Annotated in this window: 6 protein-coding genes and 2 tRNA genes; 4 read left to right on the top strand and 4 right to left on the bottom strand. The window is 63.7% G+C overall.

Features of this window, described 5'->3' with window-relative positions:
* The first annotated feature begins 140 nt into the window (after nucleotides 1-140).
* From AC1DSA_RS16630 to AC1DSA_RS16615, 4 genes are all read left to right on the top strand, one after another.
* Nucleotides 141-2,369, top strand: coding sequence for a type I secretion system permease/ATPase (locus AC1DSA_RS16630; RefSeq protein ID WP_477891139.1), 2,229 nt, complete (start codon nucleotides 141-143; stop codon nucleotides 2,367-2,369).
* The gene (locus AC1DSA_RS16625; protein WP_477891137.1) at nucleotides 2,366-3,814 is read left to right on the top strand and encodes an HlyD family type I secretion periplasmic adaptor subunit; all 1,449 of its coding nucleotides are present in this window, start codon (nucleotides 2,366-2,368) and stop codon (nucleotides 3,812-3,814) included. The genes AC1DSA_RS16630 and AC1DSA_RS16625 overlap by 4 nt, the downstream gene beginning before the upstream one ends.
* A 71-nt stretch (nucleotides 3,815-3,885) precedes the next feature.
* Nucleotides 3,886-4,722: a hypothetical protein gene (locus AC1DSA_RS16620; protein ID WP_477891135.1), complete on the top strand. Its 837-nt coding sequence runs from the start codon at nucleotides 3,886-3,888 to the stop codon at nucleotides 4,720-4,722.
* A 9-nt stretch (nucleotides 4,723-4,731) separates the two neighbouring features.
* Nucleotides 4,732-16,062, top strand: a complete 11,331-nt coding sequence (locus tag AC1DSA_RS16615) for a putative Ig domain-containing protein (protein WP_477891133.1) — start codon at nucleotides 4,732-4,734, stop codon at nucleotides 16,060-16,062.
* 29 nt (nucleotides 16,063-16,091) lie between these two features.
* On the opposite strand, the gene AC1DSA_RS16610 is transcribed toward AC1DSA_RS16615, so the two are convergent.
* From AC1DSA_RS16610 to AC1DSA_RS16595, 4 genes are all read right to left on the bottom strand, one after another.
* The gene (locus AC1DSA_RS16610) at nucleotides 16,092-17,912 is read right to left on the bottom strand and encodes a hypothetical protein (protein ID WP_477891131.1); all 1,821 of its coding nucleotides are present in this window, start codon (nucleotides 17,910-17,912) and stop codon (nucleotides 16,092-16,094) included.
* Nucleotides 17,913-19,156: 1,244 nt separating this feature from the next.
* A tRNA-Lys gene (locus AC1DSA_RS16605) sits at nucleotides 19,157-19,232 on the bottom strand.
* A 17-nt stretch (nucleotides 19,233-19,249) separates the two neighbouring features.
* Nucleotides 19,250-19,325: transfer RNA gene (locus AC1DSA_RS16600), tRNA-Ala, on the bottom strand.
* A gap of 54 nt (nucleotides 19,326-19,379) precedes the next feature.
* Nucleotides 19,380-19,627: integrase core domain-containing protein (locus AC1DSA_RS16595; RefSeq protein WP_477887453.1), on the bottom strand; the 248-nt coding region annotated here is incomplete at its 5' end.

Below are 19,627 nucleotides of genomic sequence, written 5' to 3'. Positions count from 1 at the left end.
CCAATGGTGCTTTCCACTGAGAGAGCGACCATGACGCCCCACCCGAACGAGACGGTCCGCGCCGGCACATTGACCTGGGTGCCGAACGGCGAATAATCGGCCGCAGAACGAGCAGTCCCGGATTCAGGGAGGACGCGACGATGGAGGCAGAGGGGCACGCGCACGTCCAGGGAGGGGGTGCGCCCGTACAGGCGGCCACCGGCGGCCAGGACCGGCCGCAGGCGGGTCTCCAGGCGCTTTGCCTCGTGGCGAGGCTGCACCAGGTCGCGGCGGATCCCGCCAACCTTGCACACGTTCTTGGCATCGGCGCCGGCGCCCCTCTGCAACCGTTCGACCTGTTGCTGGCTGCGAAGCACCTGGGACTGAAGGCGCGTCTGCATGTCGCCACGCGGGAGCGCCTTGCCCTCACACCGCTTCCTGCCATCGCCCTGCTTGCCGCCGGCGACGGCAGCACCCGCTACGTCGTGCTGGCGCAATGTGATGGGCACCGGGTGCTGTACCAGGACCCTGCCCAGGACGGGTCCCGTCCCACCATCGAGCCGCTGGATGCGTTCGAGAACCACTGGACCGGCCAGCTGATCCTGCTCACGAGCCGGGCAAGCCTGGCTGGAGAGCTCGCCCGCTTTGACTTCTCCTGGTTCATCCCCGCCTTGGTGAAGTACCGCAAGTTGCTGGCGGAAGTCCTCGCCATCTCGGTCATGCTGCAGTTCTTCGCCCTGGTGAGTCCCTTGTTCTTCCAGGTGGTCATGGACAAGGTGCTGGTTCACCAGGGGTGGACCACCCTGAACGTGCTGGTCATCGGGCTGGTGATCATCGTGCTGTTCGAGAGCGTGCTGAATGGCCTGCGCGCTTTCGTGCTCGCCCACACCACCAGCCGGATGGATGTGGAATTGGGTGCGCGCCTCTTTCGGCATCTGGTGCAGCTTCCCCTGGCGTACTTCCAGGCGCGTCGCGTGGGGGACTCGGTCGCGCGGGTCCGGGAACTGGAAAACATCCGCAGCTTCCTTACGGGCAACGCGCTCACCGTGCTGCTGGACGTGCTGTTCTCGGTGGTCTTCATCGCCGTGATGCTGGCCTACAGCGTGCCGCTCACGCTCATCGTGCTGGTGAGCCTGCCGCTGTATTTCGGACTGAGTGTGGCGGTGGTCCCCGTGCTGCGGGCCCGCCTCGACCAGAAGTTCGCGCGCGGCGCCGAGAACCAGGCGATGCTGGTGGAAACCGTCACCGGCATCCAGACCGTCAAGGCCGGCGCGCTGGAGCCGAGCTTCTCCCGCCGCTGGGACAACCAGCTGGCTGCCTCGGTCAGCGCAAGCTTTCGCACGCAGGCGCTGGCCTCATGGGCGCACGAAGGCGTGAACCTGATCGGCAAACTGGTGAGTGCCGGTTCCCTCTGGTACGGGGCCCACCTGGTGATGCGAGGCGAGCTCAGCGTCGGCCAGTTCGTCGCCTTCAACATGTTCGCCCAGCGCGTAGCGCAGCCGATCATGCGGATGGCGCAACTCTGGACGGACTTCCAGCAGACGGGCATCTCCATGGCGCGGCTCGGCGACATCCTCAACACGCGAACGGAGATCGCCCCGTCCAGCGCCGCCCAGTTGCCGCCGCTCAAGGGGGCCGTCACCCTGGACAACGTCACGTTTCGCTACCGCCAGGACGCCGCGCCCGTCCTCAAGGCCATCTCCCTGACGGTGCAGCCGGGCGAGGTCATCGGCATCGTCGGGCGTTCCGGTTCCGGCAAGAGCACTTTGACGAAGCTCCTCCAGCGACTCTATGTGCCGGAGGCCGGCCGGATCCTGGCCGACGGAATCGACATCAGCCTGATCGATGCCGCGCAGCTTCGACGCCAGGTTGGCGTGGTGCTGCAGGAAAACGTGCTGTTCAACCGGTCGGTCCGCGAGAACATCGCCATTGCGGATCCCGCGGCGCCCATCGAATGGGTGGTGAAAGTGGCGCAGCTCGCGGGCGCCCACGACTTCGTCAGCGAACTGCCCCAGGGCTACGACACCATCGTCGGGGAACAGGGGAGCTCTCTCTCCGGGGGGCAAAGGCAGCGGCTTGCGATCGCGCGGGCATTGTTCACGAACCCGCGCATCCTGATTTTCGACGAAGCGACCAGCGCACTGGACAGCGAGAGCGAAGCGATCGTCCATGGCAACATGCAGCACATCTGCCGGGGCCGGACGGTGTTCATCATCGCGCACAGGTTGTCGGCCGTGCGCAATGCCCATCGCATCGTCGTCCTGGACAAGGGCGAGGTGCGCGAGATGGGAAGCCACGCGCAATTGCTGCAGCATCCCCATGGGATCTATTCCCGCTTGTGGCGCATGCAGGCGGCCGCACCGGAGGATCGCGGCGGAGCGGCGGCATGACCATGTCGATCCCGCCGGTGCCTTCCAACTTCCCGCACCCGGCCGTGGAGCTTGCGCGGCGTTACGGCGCGGTCTTCCGAACGGCCTGGGCACTTCGCCGGGAGCTGACAGGGCCGCGACGGCTCACCGAGGAGGCCGCTTTTCTTCCGGCGGCGCTGAGCATCCAGGAAACGCCTGTCCACCCGGCACCCCGGCGGGCAGCGTTCGCGATCATGGGTGTGTTCTTCTGCGGATTGCTGTGGTCGGCCTTCGGAGAAGTGGACATCGTCGCAATCGCCCAAGGTCGGATCATCGTGAGCGAGCGGACCAAGCTGGTCCAGCCCCTCGAACGCAGTGCGGTGCGTCGAATCCTGGTGAAGGATGGCGACGTGGTCACCGAAGGCCAAGCCCTGATGGAACTGGATCCGACCAATGCGGTGGCGGACAGGACCAACGTGGAAGAACAGTTGCGCGCACAGGAATCCGAGGAGATGCGCGCCCGCGAGATCTTCCGAGCCCTGGAGCCGGGTGGAACGGAACCCAACCTCGTGCCACCCGACGGTTGGTCCCGACGCACAGCATCGGCCGCCCAGATGCAACTGTTCGCCGAATGGGCAGAGATCTCGTCGAAGCTCGCCAAATTGGCCAGCGAGGAGGCGCGCCGGGAGGCGGAAGTCAGCACGGCGCGCGCGCTCATCGCGAAACTCGAGGTCACCCTGCCTCTTGCCATGGAGAGGGAGAAGGACGTGGCCAGGCTGGTGTCCGAAGGATTCATGGCAGGACACGCGGGCCAGGATCGCACGCGCGAGCGGCTTGAGCTGGAGCGCGACTTGGCGACGCTGCGCGCGCGCATGGTCGAAGCCCATGCCGCACTGCGCGAGAGCGGAGCGGCGAGGGCCGCCTATCTTGCGGAAACGCGACGGGCGTTGCGCGAGAGGGAGGCGCAGGCGGAACTGAAGCGGCAACAGCTCTTCCAGGAGCGCGCGAAAGCGACGGCACGTGAGCGCCTCACCGTGCTGAGCGCTCCGGCGAGCGGCACCGTGCAGCAGGTTTCGGTTCACACCGTAGGGGGTGTGGTGACGGAGGCCCAGACCTTGATGGTCATCGTCCCGTGGGACGCGGAAGTCACGGCCGAAGTGTCCATCGAGAACAAGGATGTCGGCTTCGTCTCGGAGGGGCTCGCGGCCGAAATCAAGCTGGAGACCTTTCCATTCACCCACTATGGAACCGTCCCCGCGAAGGTCACGCGTGTGAGTGCCGACGCGGTCGCGGATGAAAAGCGAGGCGCATTGTTTCCTGCGACGCTGGCGCTGGCCACCAAATCCATCCAGGTGGACGGCAAAGAGGTGCGGCTGGCGCCTGGCATGAACGTGACGGCGGAAGTGAGGACGGGCCGCAGGACGGTGCTGGAGTACCTGCTGGCACCGGTTCGACAGATGCGTGCAGAAGGATTACGGGAGAGGTGAATTCGGCAACCACGGTTTGGTTGTTGAAGTGCATCGCTTGTTGGCAAGTGAACGATGACAAGGAGGGCGACTTGGCTGATCGACTGAAACAGGCGAGGGCGCAATGGCTGGCGGTGGTCTTGCTGATTCTGGTGTTTCTCTCCGCGTGCGCGGCGCCACGTGCTGAACCTCCGCGTACCGAACAGAGCTCACGTGGCCGGACTGCGATGGCGATGTTCGAAGAGAGATGCAAGAAGGCCGGTGAATTCATTCACCGCACGGTGACTGGCGTGGACGGGATCCTTGTGATGAAGGTGAGGCCGAGTGCGATTAACTACGACCAACAGTTCGCGATGACCGATCCGTACGGGCATGACTTTGTTGGCGAGGCCTACACGAGATCTTTCCTCCGAGGATTCTTCTCCCAAAATTCAGCAGGACCGACGAAAACGCCCGGAGCCGCACCCGAACTGGTCGGCTTCGACTACGTTGAGGCTGTAAATCCTGCGGATGGAGTTAAGTACCGGTACACAGGTCGAATCGAAGAGCCTTGGTTGACCAACAAGTCCTATCTAAAAGGCTATCTGCGCTTCGTAGCAGATCGGAGTGAACCCGGGACTCCGCCGCCCCGCTTCGGGGTGACTTACGAGGACATCTCCACTCGCGAAGAGCGCGAATACTGGATCGCGGGCAGCGCCCTCCGCATCATCGATCTCTCCACCAACGAAATCATCGCCGAACGCATCGGGTACATGGTCGATGCCGGTCAGGGTAACCGCGGGGGAGGTAGGTCACCGTGGCTTTACGCTTTTGATAACGCATGCCCCAGTTTTTCGTCTGGCTCACGGCAACAAGGGCCCGCAGCTCCTTACGCGCGTTACCAAAGCGCTCGCTTTGTCGAGAAAGTTCTCAAGCCTCGGGTTCCGTAGGAGCACATCATGAAGACTCTAACTATCGCTGAGTTCCTGAAGTTTGCTCGGCTGCAAGCTGCAGCGGAGGCCTTGATTAGGCGAGGCCAAATTCTGGACGGTAAGGGCGAGGCTCTTGCGTCGGCCTTGCGCGACGGAAATTTGCACAACTCCCGCTTCACAGCGGCAGACTCTCAAAGCATTGCACTCCATTGGGTCGCCCTTGATCAACAAGCGAATACGACCAGTGGCTTCAGTGGAACTCTCTTCAAGTGCTTGGTCGACGATCCAATCACGGGCGCAAAGGCCGGCGAGCTCGTGCTGAGTTTCCGCAGCACCGAATTCATCGACGACGCCGCTCGCGACAACCTCGCCACCAACACCCTGGAGATCAAGAACACCGGATTCGCCTGGGGTCAACTCGCTGACATGGAGGCCTGGTACGCAAGGCTCCGGTCGGAGGGAAAGATCGCGGCAGGCGACAAGTTCAGTGTCACCGGTTACAGCCTGGGCGGACACCTGGCGACGGCCTTCAACCTGATGCATCCCAATGCCGCCCAGAAGGTGGTCACGTTCAATGGCGCGGGCTTAGGCAAGGTCAAGTTCGCGACGGACGACGTCCTCGAGCTGGTCCAGGGCTTCGTGGAGCTCAGGAACAGCCCGGACCTGATTGCGAGCCGATTCAGCGACGCCACCCTGGCCACGGTCTACCAGGAGATCAACAGGCAATTGGCCAAGCCCATCTGGGACGGCATCGCCGACTACCAGGAGCGGCTGCGCCTGCTGGACGTCGCGAGGAACACCTTGGGCGGTTACAGGCCCCCGGTGCAAGACCCCAACGATCCGCTTGCGCTCGCATTGAAGGCCGAAGTGGCAATGATCACCCGGGCCCTGGACGAAATCACGTCCCTCGTCAAGGAAGCGGAACGGGTGGGAACGCTGACGTCCGGGGATGCCGAGGCGAGCAGGCCGCTGCGGGTGCTGGACCAGGACATTGGCGCCGAGTCACTCGGCTACCGAATGGCCGTGCAGTTGATCGCCGAGAGGTCGGTCTCGGCTTCGCTGATTCAGGGGGGCGTCCAGGCCTTTGGTGCAAAGGCCTATCTGCCGCCCTACGGCGCGACGAATCCCATCGGCAACCAGTTTGACGTGGTGGGAGACGCCAACCCGTCGATGGTCGCCCACAGCCAGTGGCACATTGGCCGGGACGTCCGGATCTTCATCGAGGATCAGCCGCTTTTTCGGGGCGGAGTGGGGGAAGGCCTGGTCAGCACCTCCCTTGACTACGGGGACATCAAGCTGCTCGTCGATGGTTATGCGACGAAGGACTTCGGCGACACCCACAGCCTCGTGCTGCTGGTGGACTCGCTCGCCATCCAGAACACGCTGCTTCGGCTCCTGCCCGAAGCAGCGCGTGATTTGGCGGCGCAATCGCTGGGTCAGATTCTGCGAAATGCCTCCAACCTCCGGAAGAAAGACGGCGACCTCGCCATCGGAACCGGCCAGGGTCAGGCGGAGGGTGACGTTCTCGAGAATGTCGCCAATGCCCTGGGACGCATGATGCTGGGTTCCGATGCCTCTCGCCTCAAAGGAAGCCCGGAGGGAAACACCTGGGCAGCCATCGACGATGGCGGTGGCTACACCGGACGCGAATCCCTGTATGCGCTGTTGGCTGAGATCCAGCGCAGCGATGCGTACAACCAGCTGCTCGGCCTCGTTCAGCTGAACACGGAGCCGCCGGACCCCGTGGCCGCGAGGTCCGATTTCGGCGTGCTCATGAGCCTGGTCTACCAGACGCCGTTCACGCTCACGATCGGGAAGAACGTCCCGCCGGCACTGCAGGTTGCGGGCGGCGATCTTTATGCCAGGTGGCTGGCCGACAGCGGCTTGGCGGCGACGGCAGGCGGTCCTGCGCCGGCCAACTTCAGCGACCAGTACCTGGCGACGCGGGCGGAATACGTCACCCGTGTCATGTACTACAACAACCAGAACGCGAGGTACGACACGAGCAGTGGCGGGGCAATGCCAGGCGACGAGAAGGCGACCTTGTACGACGCGCAGTCGCCCGACACGATCTGGGAGGACAAGGGCAGCGCGATCAAGATCCAGCGAGGCAACGTCGTGACGGCGAACACGCAGCATGTGGCGTTCGGAGGAGATCTGGAGGACGCACTGCAGGGCGGCGAGCGCAACGACCTGCTGTTCGGTGGAGCCGGCAACGATTCGCTCGTGGGCGCGGAGGGGGACGATCACCTCGAAGGCGACGCCGGCGACGACACGCTCGATGGTGGATTGGGCAATGACGTGCTCATGGGCGGCCAGGGCATGGATCGCTTTCGGTTTGCCGGTGCATGGGGCCGCGACACGATTCAGGATGCGGACGGCGCCGGATCGATCTTGTTGGATGGTGAGGCGCTGACTGGCGGGCAGGCGGCGGGTTCCAACGTCTGGATATCGAAGACCGCCAGCGGCAAAGTGGTCTCGTACACCGTGGTGGATGCGGCGAGCTCGAGGACCGGACAGCAGCTCGTGATCCGGTCGGAGACGTCGCCAGGGAACACCATCACGGTGGACCATTTCGACCGAGGCCTCGCTGCGGGGGATGCAGGATATCTCGGCGTTCGGCTGACGGGTGACGTCCGGCTGGTCGTCACCGAAGGCCTGGGCAAGAATTACTTTGCCCAGCCAGGCGCGGACCCGGCGACCCTGTCCGGACGGAGCTCCGACCTGACGGCCGGCAGATTGTTCAGCGTGTCCTTGAACCAGGCCGCTTCGGCCGGCCAGACGCTGCAGCTCGTCTTGGAGGGCGCCTTCGCGAGCGGCACCAAGGCCGTCCTGGGCGACCGCGTGGTGGTCGCCAATGGAGCCACCATCGAACTGCAGGAAGGTCAGGCCCAGGTCTCGTTCGCGTTGCTTGCGCCGGACGCCAGCAACGGAACCGGCAGTCTTCAGCTCGTGCTCAAGGGACAGGACAGTGCGGTCGTGAGCAATACCTGGGGCTTGAGCGTCCAGGCCGCACCCTCCCAGTACAACGTCCTCGAGGGCGACTTCACCAAGCTGGTGAGCAGCAGCGGCGGGTTCGTCTTCGATGGGCAGGGCAATTACCGAGCGGATGCGGCCAACCCAGTGGCGCCCGGCGCCGCGGACCTTATCCAGGGATCGAGCCAGGCGGACCGCATCTCCGGGGGAGGCGGCAATGACCTCCTCTTTGGCAGGGCAGGCAACGATCGATTGGAGGGGGGTGACGGGGACGACGTCCTCCAGGGCGGTCTGGGTGCCGACATGCTCGAAGGCGGCGCAGGCAATGACCTTATCTATGGATCGTCGACAGGCAGCTTCACGTTTCCGACGGATCCGAACTGGACCCTCCCTCCCAACCTCTTTCCCCCCGTCTCGACCGGGTTCGGATGGGCCGTCTACTCCGAATTCGGCCCCGACCTGGACGGGCGGATCAACCTGAGCTTCAGCAAGGAAATCCAGAAGGACAAGCAGGATGGCGACCAAGGCAACAGCATTGATGCGGGCGCCGGCGATGATCTCGTGGCCGCTGGCACCGGAGACGATCAGGTCAGGGGAGGCATTGGCTCCGATGACTTGTACGGGATGGCAGGGGCCGACGTGCTCCTGGGCGAAGGCGGCGACGACCGCATCTACGGCGATGGCCCCGCGCAGAATCTCAGCGGGAACAGCATCGTCTGGGCCCCCGCCGCGCAGCACGGCTCCGATTTCCTCGATGGCGGCGACGGCAATGACATCCTGCTTGGGCAAGGCGGTGCCGATACGGTCTACGGAGGCATCGGGGACGACCGGATGTGGGGGGACGATCGTGATCCGGTCAACACGCCGGTCTCCGCCCACGGGGACGACTACCTGGACGGCGAGGACGGCAACGACACGATCATCGGCGGTGGCCGGGACGACACCCTGTACGGCGGAGACGGCAACGACATCCTGAAAGGGGATGACGAGGCCGCCCGCCTGGCCGGCGAGGCGCACGGCGCTGATTACATCGACGGCGAGGCCGGCGACGACACCGTTTGGGGCGGCGGCGCCGGCGACAGGCTGTTCGGCGGGGATGGCATGGACCGAATCCTCGGTGACGACAGTGCGCTCGATGCCTTGTTCGACGGCGACGACCTGCTCGATGGCGAAGCCGGGGACGACGTCCTCGTTGGCGGAGGAGCCTCCGACAGGTTGTATGGCGGCGGTGGCAATGACCGACTGTTCGGTGACGGCGAAACGCGCGAGAACGTCGACCTCACCCTCAGCCGCCATGGCGACGACTATATGGAAGGAGGCGAGGGCAAGGACCTGCTGGTCGGTGGCGGCGGCAGCGACACGCTGCTGGGCGGCGCTGGGGACGACGACATCGAAGGGGACGGCAACGGTGCCAGCGGCAGGTACGAAGCCAATGACTGGATCGACGGCGGGGAAGGGGCCGACTTGCTGCGTGGCGGCGGCGGCGCGGATGTCATCCTGGGCGGCGAGGGCTCCGACCAGGTCTGGGGTGACGCCGGGAACGACGACCTGCAGGGCGGCGCTGGATTCGACCTTCTGTATGGAGGGATGGGCAACGACCGCCTGCAAGGTGGCGCCGACGACGACCATCTCTATGGTGGCGACGGGGGCGACAACCTGTACGGTGGCGTTGGCAACGATCTTCTCTCCGGAGGCGCCGGTGACGACATGCTCTCTGGCGGTGACGGTGACGACACACTCGAAACAGGCGAGGGAAGCGATGTGGTTCGGGGCGGCGCCGGCAACAACACCTTCCTGGTCAAGGTCGGTGCTGGCGACATCTTGATCGAGTCCGGTTCGGAAGCCGACCTCGTGAAGTTCGAGGCGGCCGTCCGGCTGGGTTCCCTGTCCGGATTCGCCGCCGACGGTGAACTCGTGCTGGACCTGAGCACCGAACAACGGGTGCGGGTCCGGGGCAATGCCAACTTCCTGATCGATGGGCAGGTCATCAACGGCGCCGTCCTCGCGGCGCTCCTCGGCGCGACGGGACGGCCGGGGCCGGGTGCGCCTCTCCCGGCGCCGGCCACGACCACAACGAACCTCTACGACCCGGTGGGCCGCGTCGTGGGCTCCGTCATCCGGTCGCAAGAGCCCAACGGCGCGGTGACGAGCACCATTTACCTGGGTCCTGATGGATCAGGTCCCAAGTTGAGTCGTGCGTGGAACAGCGACGACGGCAGTTTTGGATCGGAGACCTACGATCTGGACGGATTCTTCACGGGGAGCCGCCACAACGCCGACGGCACATACACCCAGTACGAGACGTACTTCGGCGGAAGCTATGAGGTCACTTTCAGCGCGCAGTCGGTCATCCTCGCGGACGCTTGGACCACGACAGCCGGGATCTTCAGCGGTGTGCACGGAACCACGACGTACCACGCAGATGGCACCTACTCGGCGATCTCCTACGCACCGGACGGGAGTTACCTCACCACGACGAACGATGGCGACGGGAACGCGCGCGAACAAAGCTTCGATGCCGCCGGAAACCCGGTCAGTGGGGGACGCGTGGCGTATGGCGACGGTACGTTCGCGCTGATCGAAAACGACGGCAAGGGGACGGTCAGCAGCACGTTCTTCAGGGCCGACGGCGTCAGGCTCGGTCAGCAGATCCGCCTCCCCGACGGCTCGCACGGTGCAACGACCTTCTCTTCGAGCGGGGCTTCGGTGTCGACGCTGTATAGGAGGGACGGCACTTACAGCAAGTCGGAAGACAACGGTGAAGGCCATACCCTCACAAGGAACTACGCGATGGGTGCCCGGCTCCTGGGATCGAGCGTTACCGAAGTGAACGGGCAGACCTCCATAACCACTTTCCTGGACGCGTCAGGCAAGAAGCTGCGCGAATCCTGGACACGGAGCGACGGAACCACCGGAACGGATCCGGTCAGCGCCTCCGACTACAACGGAGTGGCCAACCGCATCGCTCCGACGTTCGCGCGCAATCCGCTTCGATTCCAGTTCTGGGGCGCACCGGATGGAGCAGGGGGGCGCAGCGACCACACGTCAGGGAACTACGGGGAAGACTGGTGGACGGGCGGAGACCGCCCCGCGTTCCAGGGTGAGTTCCACGTGACCACCTGGTCGCCCACGGAGATCGATGCGTATTACCGGCTGCGCGCCAACGGGCCGAACTTCAGCACCCGGTATTCGATGGAGGTCGGATATACCTCGCCTGCACTGGCACAGCCCTTCCAGAACAACACCTGGAAGCAGGCAGGCTACTACTTGCTGTTCGACTTCCTGACAGGGGCAACGGTCATTGGCCGCGCCAGCACCACGGGCCGGAAGTACCTGCAAATCAACTCGGGAACCCTCACGGAAATCGGTTCGCTGACTGCAATCGTTCATCAGGCCATCGCAGGATCAGGCGGCAACTACTCCGTCATGGACGACGATGGACTGGGGAATGTGTCCCTCACCAGTTTCAGCAGCACAGGCGTTCGCCTTGGGGAGATGTGGTTTCACAACGATGGGTCGTCCGGCGCGGACATCTACCAGGCAGACGGAACGATCGATGGTGTGAGCTCCAACGCCGACGGCACCATCGACCAGTACCGCACGCTCGCGGGGGGAGAGATCCGTTTGACCTCCTATCCCGGTGCGCAAGGGCTGGTCTCCGTTGCGACCGTCCACGCACCGGACACCAGCTCGGATCCCGTGCTGGCGGCACCGATGCCACTGGACCTCGGCGTTCCGCCGGACTCCAGTTACGAGTTCGACCCCATCATCATCAGCCGGGGGAGCGACACGTACCGAGCCCTTTTCGATGGAGCAGGCAACGTGGAGGTCAGCTTCGATGCCGGAGGCGGACTCTCGCTGTCTGGATATCGCGTGCGGACCGACCCCGGCTACGACAGCGAGGTCACCGTTGCAGGAACGCGCTACGACTGGGCCTATGACGTCCGCGGTGTTCCCACCTCGCGCGTCGTCCGCACTCCGGATGGAAGTCTGCAAACCTTCACATTGGACAGCCTGGGGAGGGTAAACGGAACCAGTCTGTCCAAAGCCAGCGAAGACGGTTCGACCACGACGTTGAAATACGGCGCCGCCCGCCAATTCATCGGTAGCAGCCTGGAAATGAAGTCCGAAGACGGACAGGTCCTTACGCGGGAGTTCGACGCCAGAGGCAAGCTCATTGCAAGCACCCTGGAAGTCACCGACGGCCATGGCAATGCCGTCGTCTCTACGTATGGCAGTGACGGCGTGCTGACGGAGGTTCATACGCGGGTTGTCACGGCGCCGAATGAAACCACCGTCACGATCTACGACGCGTCCGGCACGACGTCCAGCATCGAGATCACCCGCGTCCGTCCCGACGGCATCATCCAGACGGAGATGTACTCAAGTGCTGGAGTGCGGCTCAGCATCGTCGTGGCGGCCTTCGAATCCGATGGCAGCGTCACCACCAGCAACTACGACGGCGCGGCGAAACTGACCAGCTTCGTGCTGACGCGGATCACTCCGGAACGCGACACCATCCTGACTGCCTATGACGCCAACGGGCACAAGCAACGAGATGACGTGCTGCACGCGTCTGGCGTCCACGAGTACGCAACGTACTCGTCCGACGGCGCCATGTTCCGGACGGTGATGCAAGTGGACGGCAGTTACCAAACGGTCACCCGGGACGAGACCGGAACATCCGAAAGCACCTGGTTCAGCGTTTCGGGGGCCAAGCTCTCCGACACCTGGTCTCGGGCGGACGGGGCCGTTGGCTCGAGCACGTACAACTCCGACGGATCGTGGAGTGCGGTCGCAACCTATTCCGACGGGGGTCGATCCACGTCGATCGTCGACGCGGCGGGAACGACGACCACGAAGCACTTCTCGGCCGCGGGCACGCTCGTGGGGACAACGGTCACTCGCGAGGCGCAGGGTGGCTTCGAGAGCACCACTTTCAATGCAGCGGGCGTCAAGACCAATGCCGCCTTAATGCACCTTGACGGCAGCAGCGCGGAATACGTGTACCAGCCGACGGGTGCGTTCACGGGCACGGTCAGGCGCATCGACGGCAGCCATGACGATCTGTCGGGCAGCGCCCTAGGCGTGGTCACGATCTCGCACTACAACGCTGCGGGGGGGCTGATTTCCAGCGTCGTGAATCACGCACCCGCGGCCAGCGCGACGACGCTGACTTCCGGCGCGCAGGTCGGGCGAGCGTTCACGCTGGCGCTGCCCCAAGGGATCTTCACGGATTCGGACGCGGGAGACGTCCTCAGCTACAAAGCGTCGCTGTCCGGGTCGGCCTACCTCCCTGAATGGATGACCTTTGATGCGGCAAGTCGCACTTTGGCGGGAACGCCGGTGCCGGGTGCGATCGGCAGTGTCGCCATCGAGGTGACTGCAATCGACCGCGAGGGCGCCTTCGCCAGCAAGCTGGTAACGATTCAAGTGGCCGGCGTCCGTTCGACGCCGATTTCAGCACAGGCGGCCATCGAAGATCGGATCTGGACGTTCCAGGTGCCGAGCTCCGTCTTCAGCGTGCAGGGGGACGTCGGATCCGTCAGCTATAGCGCGTCCCTGATGGGAGGGACGGCCCTGCCATCTTGGCTGACCTTCGACTCAGCCACCCGGACATTCTCCGGGACGCCTCTTAACCGCGATGTTGGCGAATTGTCGGTGTCGGTCACCGCTTCCGATGGCCCCGGTGGTGGTGCAGAGTCCAGCTTCTCCCTGGCAATCTCGAATACGAACGACGCACCCGAAGTGTGGATGCCGCTGGACGATCAAGTCGTCGTCGCGGGAGCGCCGTTTGTCTTGACACTCGCTGGCGATGCATTCAGGGACGTGGATGCCGCGGACGTGCTCACACTTTCCGCGAGCCTGGCCGATGGCGCGCGCCTGCCAAGCTGGATGACGTTCGACCCGGCAACGAGGAAGTTGGCTGGCACACCGCCGATCGGCGAGGCTTCTTCGTGGCAACTTACGTTGACCGCCACCGATTCCTCAGGCGTCTCGGCAAGCGCAGGGCTCATGCTCTCGCTGACGACAGGCAATCACGCACCGGTGCTGGCACAGCCTCTTCAAGACCTGCAAGTCGAGGAGGGTTCAGCGTGGGCTTTCACCCTTCCCATTGCCACGTTCATGGACACCGATGCGGTCGACACGCTCACTTACTCCGCGCGGATGGCCGATGGGAGTGCTCTGCCGCAGTGGCTGATATTCGATGCGGGAACCCGAACCTTCTCGGGGATTCCAGATCGGCAGGACGTCGGAGCGATCGAGGTCGAAGTCAGCGTAGTGGATGACGAAGGTGAAGCCGCAAGGGACTCGTTCACCCTGACCGTGGCCCGAGCTCCCAACCTGATGGTCGTCGGTACCCCGGGGGACGATGTGCTCTCAGGCCGCGCTGGCGACGACACGATCGAAGGCCTTGGTGGCGCCGATGCGATGAGCGGCGGCCGAGGCGACGACACCTACTTCGTCGACAACGCAGGGGATGCCGTGTTCGAGAGTGAACAGGGCGGTCGGGATACCGTCAGGACGGTGGTGTCGTACGCCTTGGCGGTCAACGTGGAAGACCTGACGCTCATCGGCGAAGACGCCATCAGTGGCACGGGCAACGGCCTGGACAATGAACTCGTTGGTAACCACGCCGCCAACCGCTTGGATGGCGGCGCAGGTGCGGACACCTTGCGAGGCGGCCAAGGCGACGATGAGTATGTCGTCGATGACATCGGCGACGCGGTGGTCGAGAACGCCGGAGAAGGCGTGGACACGGTCTTTTCCAGCGTGAACTATGCGCTGGCATCGAACGTGGAGAACCTGGGTCTGACAGGCACGGCCGATGCTCGTGCGATGGGAAATGAGCTCTCGAACCGACTGCAAGGCAACGCTGGTAGCAACGTCCTGGATGGCCGCGCAGGCAAGGACTTCATGGCTGGTGCGCAGGGCGACGACGGCTACGTGGTTGACAATTCGGGTGACGAGGTTGTCGAGAAGGCAGGCGACGGAACTGACACCGTTTACGCGGCAATCACCTACACCCTCGGCGCGAACGTAGAAGACCTGGTGCTCACTGGAACATCGGCGATCGCTGCCTTCGGGAATGCACAGGACAACCGCATCCAGGGCAATGCGGCGATGAACACGCTGGACGGCGGCGGTGGCGCTGACAGCATGGCGGGTGGCGCAGGGGACGACACGTACTTCGTGGACAACGCCGGAGATGTGGTGATCGAGAATTCAGCCGAGGGGATGGACACAGTTCTTGCAACGGTGACGTACAGCCTCGGCGCGAATGTAGAGAACCTGGTGCTTGGGGGAACTTCCGACCTGCGAGGCATGGGGAACGATCTGACCAATCGAATCCAGGGAAACGCGGGTTCGAACACGCTGGACGGAGGCGTCGGTGCCGACATCCTGCTGGGTGGGGCGGGCAGCGACGCATACGTCGTGGATGACGTGCGTGATATCACCATCGAACTTGCAAGCGAAGGGGTGGATACCGTGTACACGTCGGTGTCCCACACATTGACGGCACATATCGAAAATCTCGTCCTGACTGGGAATGACGCCATCCGAGGGACTGGCAACGAGCTGGCAAATCGGCTGCAAGGGAACGCGGCAGCCAATCTCCTGGACGGGGGCGCAGGTGCTGACCAGATGTTGGGAGGAGCCGGCGACGACAGTTATGTCCTCGACAGCATCAATGACATGGTCATTGAAAATGCCGGTGAAGGGAAAGACACCGTGTACGTCGGAGCAACCTACATTCTTGGCGCGAACGTGGAGAACCTTGTCCTCACTGGAACTGCGTCCGCCGACGCTTACGGAAACAGTCTCGACAACGCGTTGAAGGGAAATAGCGCAGAGAACGCCCTGGTCGGCGGTGGCGGAAACGATGGCCTGGATGGTGCGGGCGGGGCCGACCTGGTGGTCGGCGGCGCGGGGGACGACACCTACTATTTCAATCGCGGATCAGGTGCCGATCTGGTCGTGGAGTGGGGCGGCTCTGCCAATGACCTGGCGCAATTCGGAAGCGGCATCGCAGCCGACCAGTTGTGGTTCAGCCGGTCCGGGGCGAACCTCGTGGTGCAGGTGATCGGCACCTCGGATTCGATGACGATGCGAAACTGGTACGGATCGACGACGTCGAGCTTGATCAGCTTCGCTACCCAATTGCTCACGTCGCCCGACTCCATCTCGAACTGGTTCACGCCAAGCGCCTACCGTGTCGACTGGTTCAGGACGAGCGATGGCCGTGCTCTCCATGAGTCGCAGGTGCAGAACCTGGTGAACGCCATGGCCTCGTTCTCACCGCCCCCCGCCGGGCAGACGACGCTCAGTCCGCAGTATCAAGCGTCGCTGTCGGCGACGTTCGCTGCAAACTGGCAGTAGAGGGTGCGAACCACAGCGGTCCCGTAGTTTCAACGGCAGGTCGTGAAGTTCGCAGCAGGGGTCTGAGCCACCTTCTGCGCTGCCGCGTACCTGGGCGCGGTCAGGTTGTTGGGATCGTTGGTCAGGCCCCAGTATCCCCACTGGCCCCAAGCACCGGTCAGGCTGTAGTACATGAACAGGTCATTTCCACAGCCGAACCACTGGTCCAGCTCGCTCTTGGCGATGTCGCCCATGCGAGTGTCCTTGTTCGCCTGCATCTTGGCGGTCCCGCTGGCAGCGGACTGCCCCAGGTCAAGTCCGCCCTCGTAGGCCATGCTCTTGATCTTGTAGTAATCGGCCAAGGCCTTCTGCGTCGCATTGGTCCAGTCACCGCCGTTGTAGGGCGTGCCGCGAGAGAAGGCGCCATTGACGGTCATGCCCGTGGTGAAGAACGGAGCAAAGTCGACATCCACGGAGCGCTGCAGACCCTGCAGGATCGTATCGACAGTGAGGGTCGTGGAAGTGTAGGTTTCCTGCGGCAGCGTGAAGTACGGCGCGCCTGCAATGCCGTAAAGGTAGCTCGAAGGAGCGCCGCGGTACTTGGCGATGTTCTTCAGCACCTGCTCGCCGATGGCGGCATATGCCCACTGCGTCGCGTACACGGGACGGAAGCGCGTGTTCAGGGCGGAAGCGCCCATCACTTCGGAGAAGATCTGGCTGATGCGCACGATCTGTTTGCCGACGCGGAAGTAGCCCGCCCAATACTTGTTGCACGCCTCCACGTTGCCGGCATCGAACTGAGCCTGCGAGCACTGCGTGCCATAGGTGAGGGTGGTGTCCCCGGCCACCGCTTCCGCAACTGCCAGGTTCGCGTTGGCTCCGGTTTGCTGGAAGCCCCAGTTCCAGATCTCGTTGCTGTACTCCACGTACACGACGCGCCCCGGCGCGAGCGTCCGATTCAGCAAGTCTGCCAGTGACCGGATATATCCTTCGTCGGCATTGAGCGGGACGTTGAGCCAGATGTCCTTGCCCAGCTCATTGGCCATCTGGATAGCGTATTCGTACGCGCCACCTCTTGCCGCGGCCTGCGTGGCAGACGCGGGAGTGGTGCGCTCGGCCCAGGTGCGCACCGGCGTCGTGTTGGTCGCCAGGTAGTCCATGAACCGCAGCGCGGTAAAGGGGGCGACCGCCTGCTTGAATTCGCTCGTGAAGGTGTCCGTGTCAGCATAGCCGGGACGGATCAGTGCCACATTCTTGACGCCACCGACGGTGTTGCGGAAGCTAAGAATCAGCTGATTGGTCGTGGTGCCGACGACCACGTCCGCAGTGGAGCGGTTGGTGGCCTGGTCATACAGGTAATTGGTGACGGAGACACCGATCGACGCCGTCGGGGTGACCGCGGCCTTGCCTGTGAAGCTGAGGCGGTAGGTTCCCGATTGCAGGTACTGGTAGGTATTGCCGTCGTCACCCAGATCGGACTGACGCGACGCGATCACCACGCCGGCGTCGCTGGTCGGCCAGCCGAGTGCGTCAACGGGGGCGGTTTCGTTCCAGGGCGCGTCGGCCGGTCCCCACGCGCGCGAGCTCTTCATCATGTCGACGAAGGGAGAAAGCCGCGCGTAATCAGACGGGCTCTCGATGTTTACGCCCATCATCGGGCCGCCCGTTGTCGGTGTTGGAGTCGGCGATGTGGTCGGTGAGGTCGGCGACGTGGTAGGCGACGTTGGAGTGGTGGTCTGCGATTTCGGGCCACCTTGCGGGGTCTTCCTCGCGGCCTCGAGCTGACCAAGCGTAGAAGCGCCGTCACCCGAGCCACCTCCGCAACCGGCCACGACTGCCGCCGCCGCCAGCATGACTCCCAGCTTCTTCATTTTGTGCATACGTCCTCTTTTGTCGCAGCGCCGGACTTCGGTCGGCGTGTCTCGACTGCTCCACCTGCGCACAAGACCCCTCGCGCGCAGCACTTGCTTAGGCCCCCGGATTCCACCGAGGGGACACTTGCCGATGTGTGCTCGGCTTCCTGTGTGTCCGACAGCCATCCAAGCGAGCTCGCGCCTGCTCGGGTCTTTTGCGGGCGTGAGTTCGCCCCCAACGCTGCTGGTTCTCTAGCGAGAAACCAGGAGCGAAGTTCGCAACAGACCGCCCTTTGGAGGGGCAACAACTAGCCGGTGACTTCCCCAACGAAGCGATGCGTCGGCAGTCCTTGCTGCAGTACGACGTCGTTTCTTCCCATTGCTCTTTGCAGATCGAATTCTCTATGGATGAGCTGCGAATCCAGCAACACCGTCGACACAGTTGTGTCCAATCTAGAAATGAAAGCGCCCCCCGAACCTCTGGATGGAATGCTCGCCGACGCGCGCGCGATGCGTGCAATGTTTGCCAGATGGAGTGACCAGAGGCCGCCGACGCTGCACAAGCGGCCGCTGGTCTAGTTCGAAAAGCGACAGGACGAATGTTTTCCGACGAAATCGAGGGACGGCAGCCGTTGCGCGTGGGCAGTGAAAGGTCCAGCGCGAGACGAATATTTACTTCTTCATTGGCTCGAGGAAACCGGGCCTTCGAATGTTCGCGGCGCTTTGGTTTGCCGCGGAGGTGGCCGTCGATATGCCTCGGACTCGCGGGGCGCCGGAGTGCCCGTCGAAGAAGCGGCTGATGGCATGCGGCTGGTTGAAAAGCGCGGCCAGCGGGCAACAGGGCCCAGAGGGATCCGGGGCGGGAGTATTAGCGTGCAGAGATGCATGCACGCCGCGGCGTGGTCAGGCGGTGTTTAACCGCGCATAGGAGACACTCATGCAGAAGCGGCCGGAACGGCGTGACCGACCGGACGGCAGTCGCTGCTTAAGCCGGGTCCGGCTGCTCGAGCACTTTCCAGATAAGAGACTGCGAGGTCGGACTTTGCCGGCGCTCGCGGCTTGTCTTGGCTCCCGAACGGACTGGTGGGTCGCAGATCCGCCTTTGCAGGGACTCTGCGACTGGTCCGTCGCCGGGGCGAGGTGCGGTCCGCCGTGCCCGAGCCAGCGAATCGGGATCGCATCGAAGAACGGGGTTCGCCTTCATGCACGCCCGTGTTCGCTACGTTTCCGATAGCGAAGGCGTGAAGGCAGAAGAGGATGAGTGGTGGGTCCTGTAGGATTCGAACCTACGACCTACGGATTAAGAGTCCGCTGCTCTACCAACTGAGCTAAGAACCCACTGCTGACAAGAGTTGTGGTGGAGAGGAGGAGGATCGAACTCCCGACCTTCGCATTGCGAACGCGACGCTCTCCCAGCTGAGCTACCCCCCCACAACGAACGGTATTGTAGCAAAGCCGCGCAGCCTTTTTTCGGGCTGCCGCCGGCTAGCTGTGAAGAGTCAAGAGGTTGTTTCTTGACTTGTTGAGTCTGGACATCGGAGCGGCGCCTCCGATGCCCTGATGGGGGCGGTGCCAGTTGTAGTGATGGATCCAGCGATCCAGGGCCGCAGTGCGTTCGCTGGAGTGCCGGTACGCGAAGCCGTAGGCCCACTCCCTGAGGGCGGACTGAATGAACCGTTCGGCCTTGCCGTTCGTTTGCGGCCGGTAGGGGCGAGTGAACTTGTGGCGGACGT

This window comes from Ramlibacter sp. P4_H7 (genome assembly GCF_056400765.1).
Note: the sequence above shows the minus strand (reverse complement) of the source record. Positions and strands in the feature narration are given on the sequence as shown.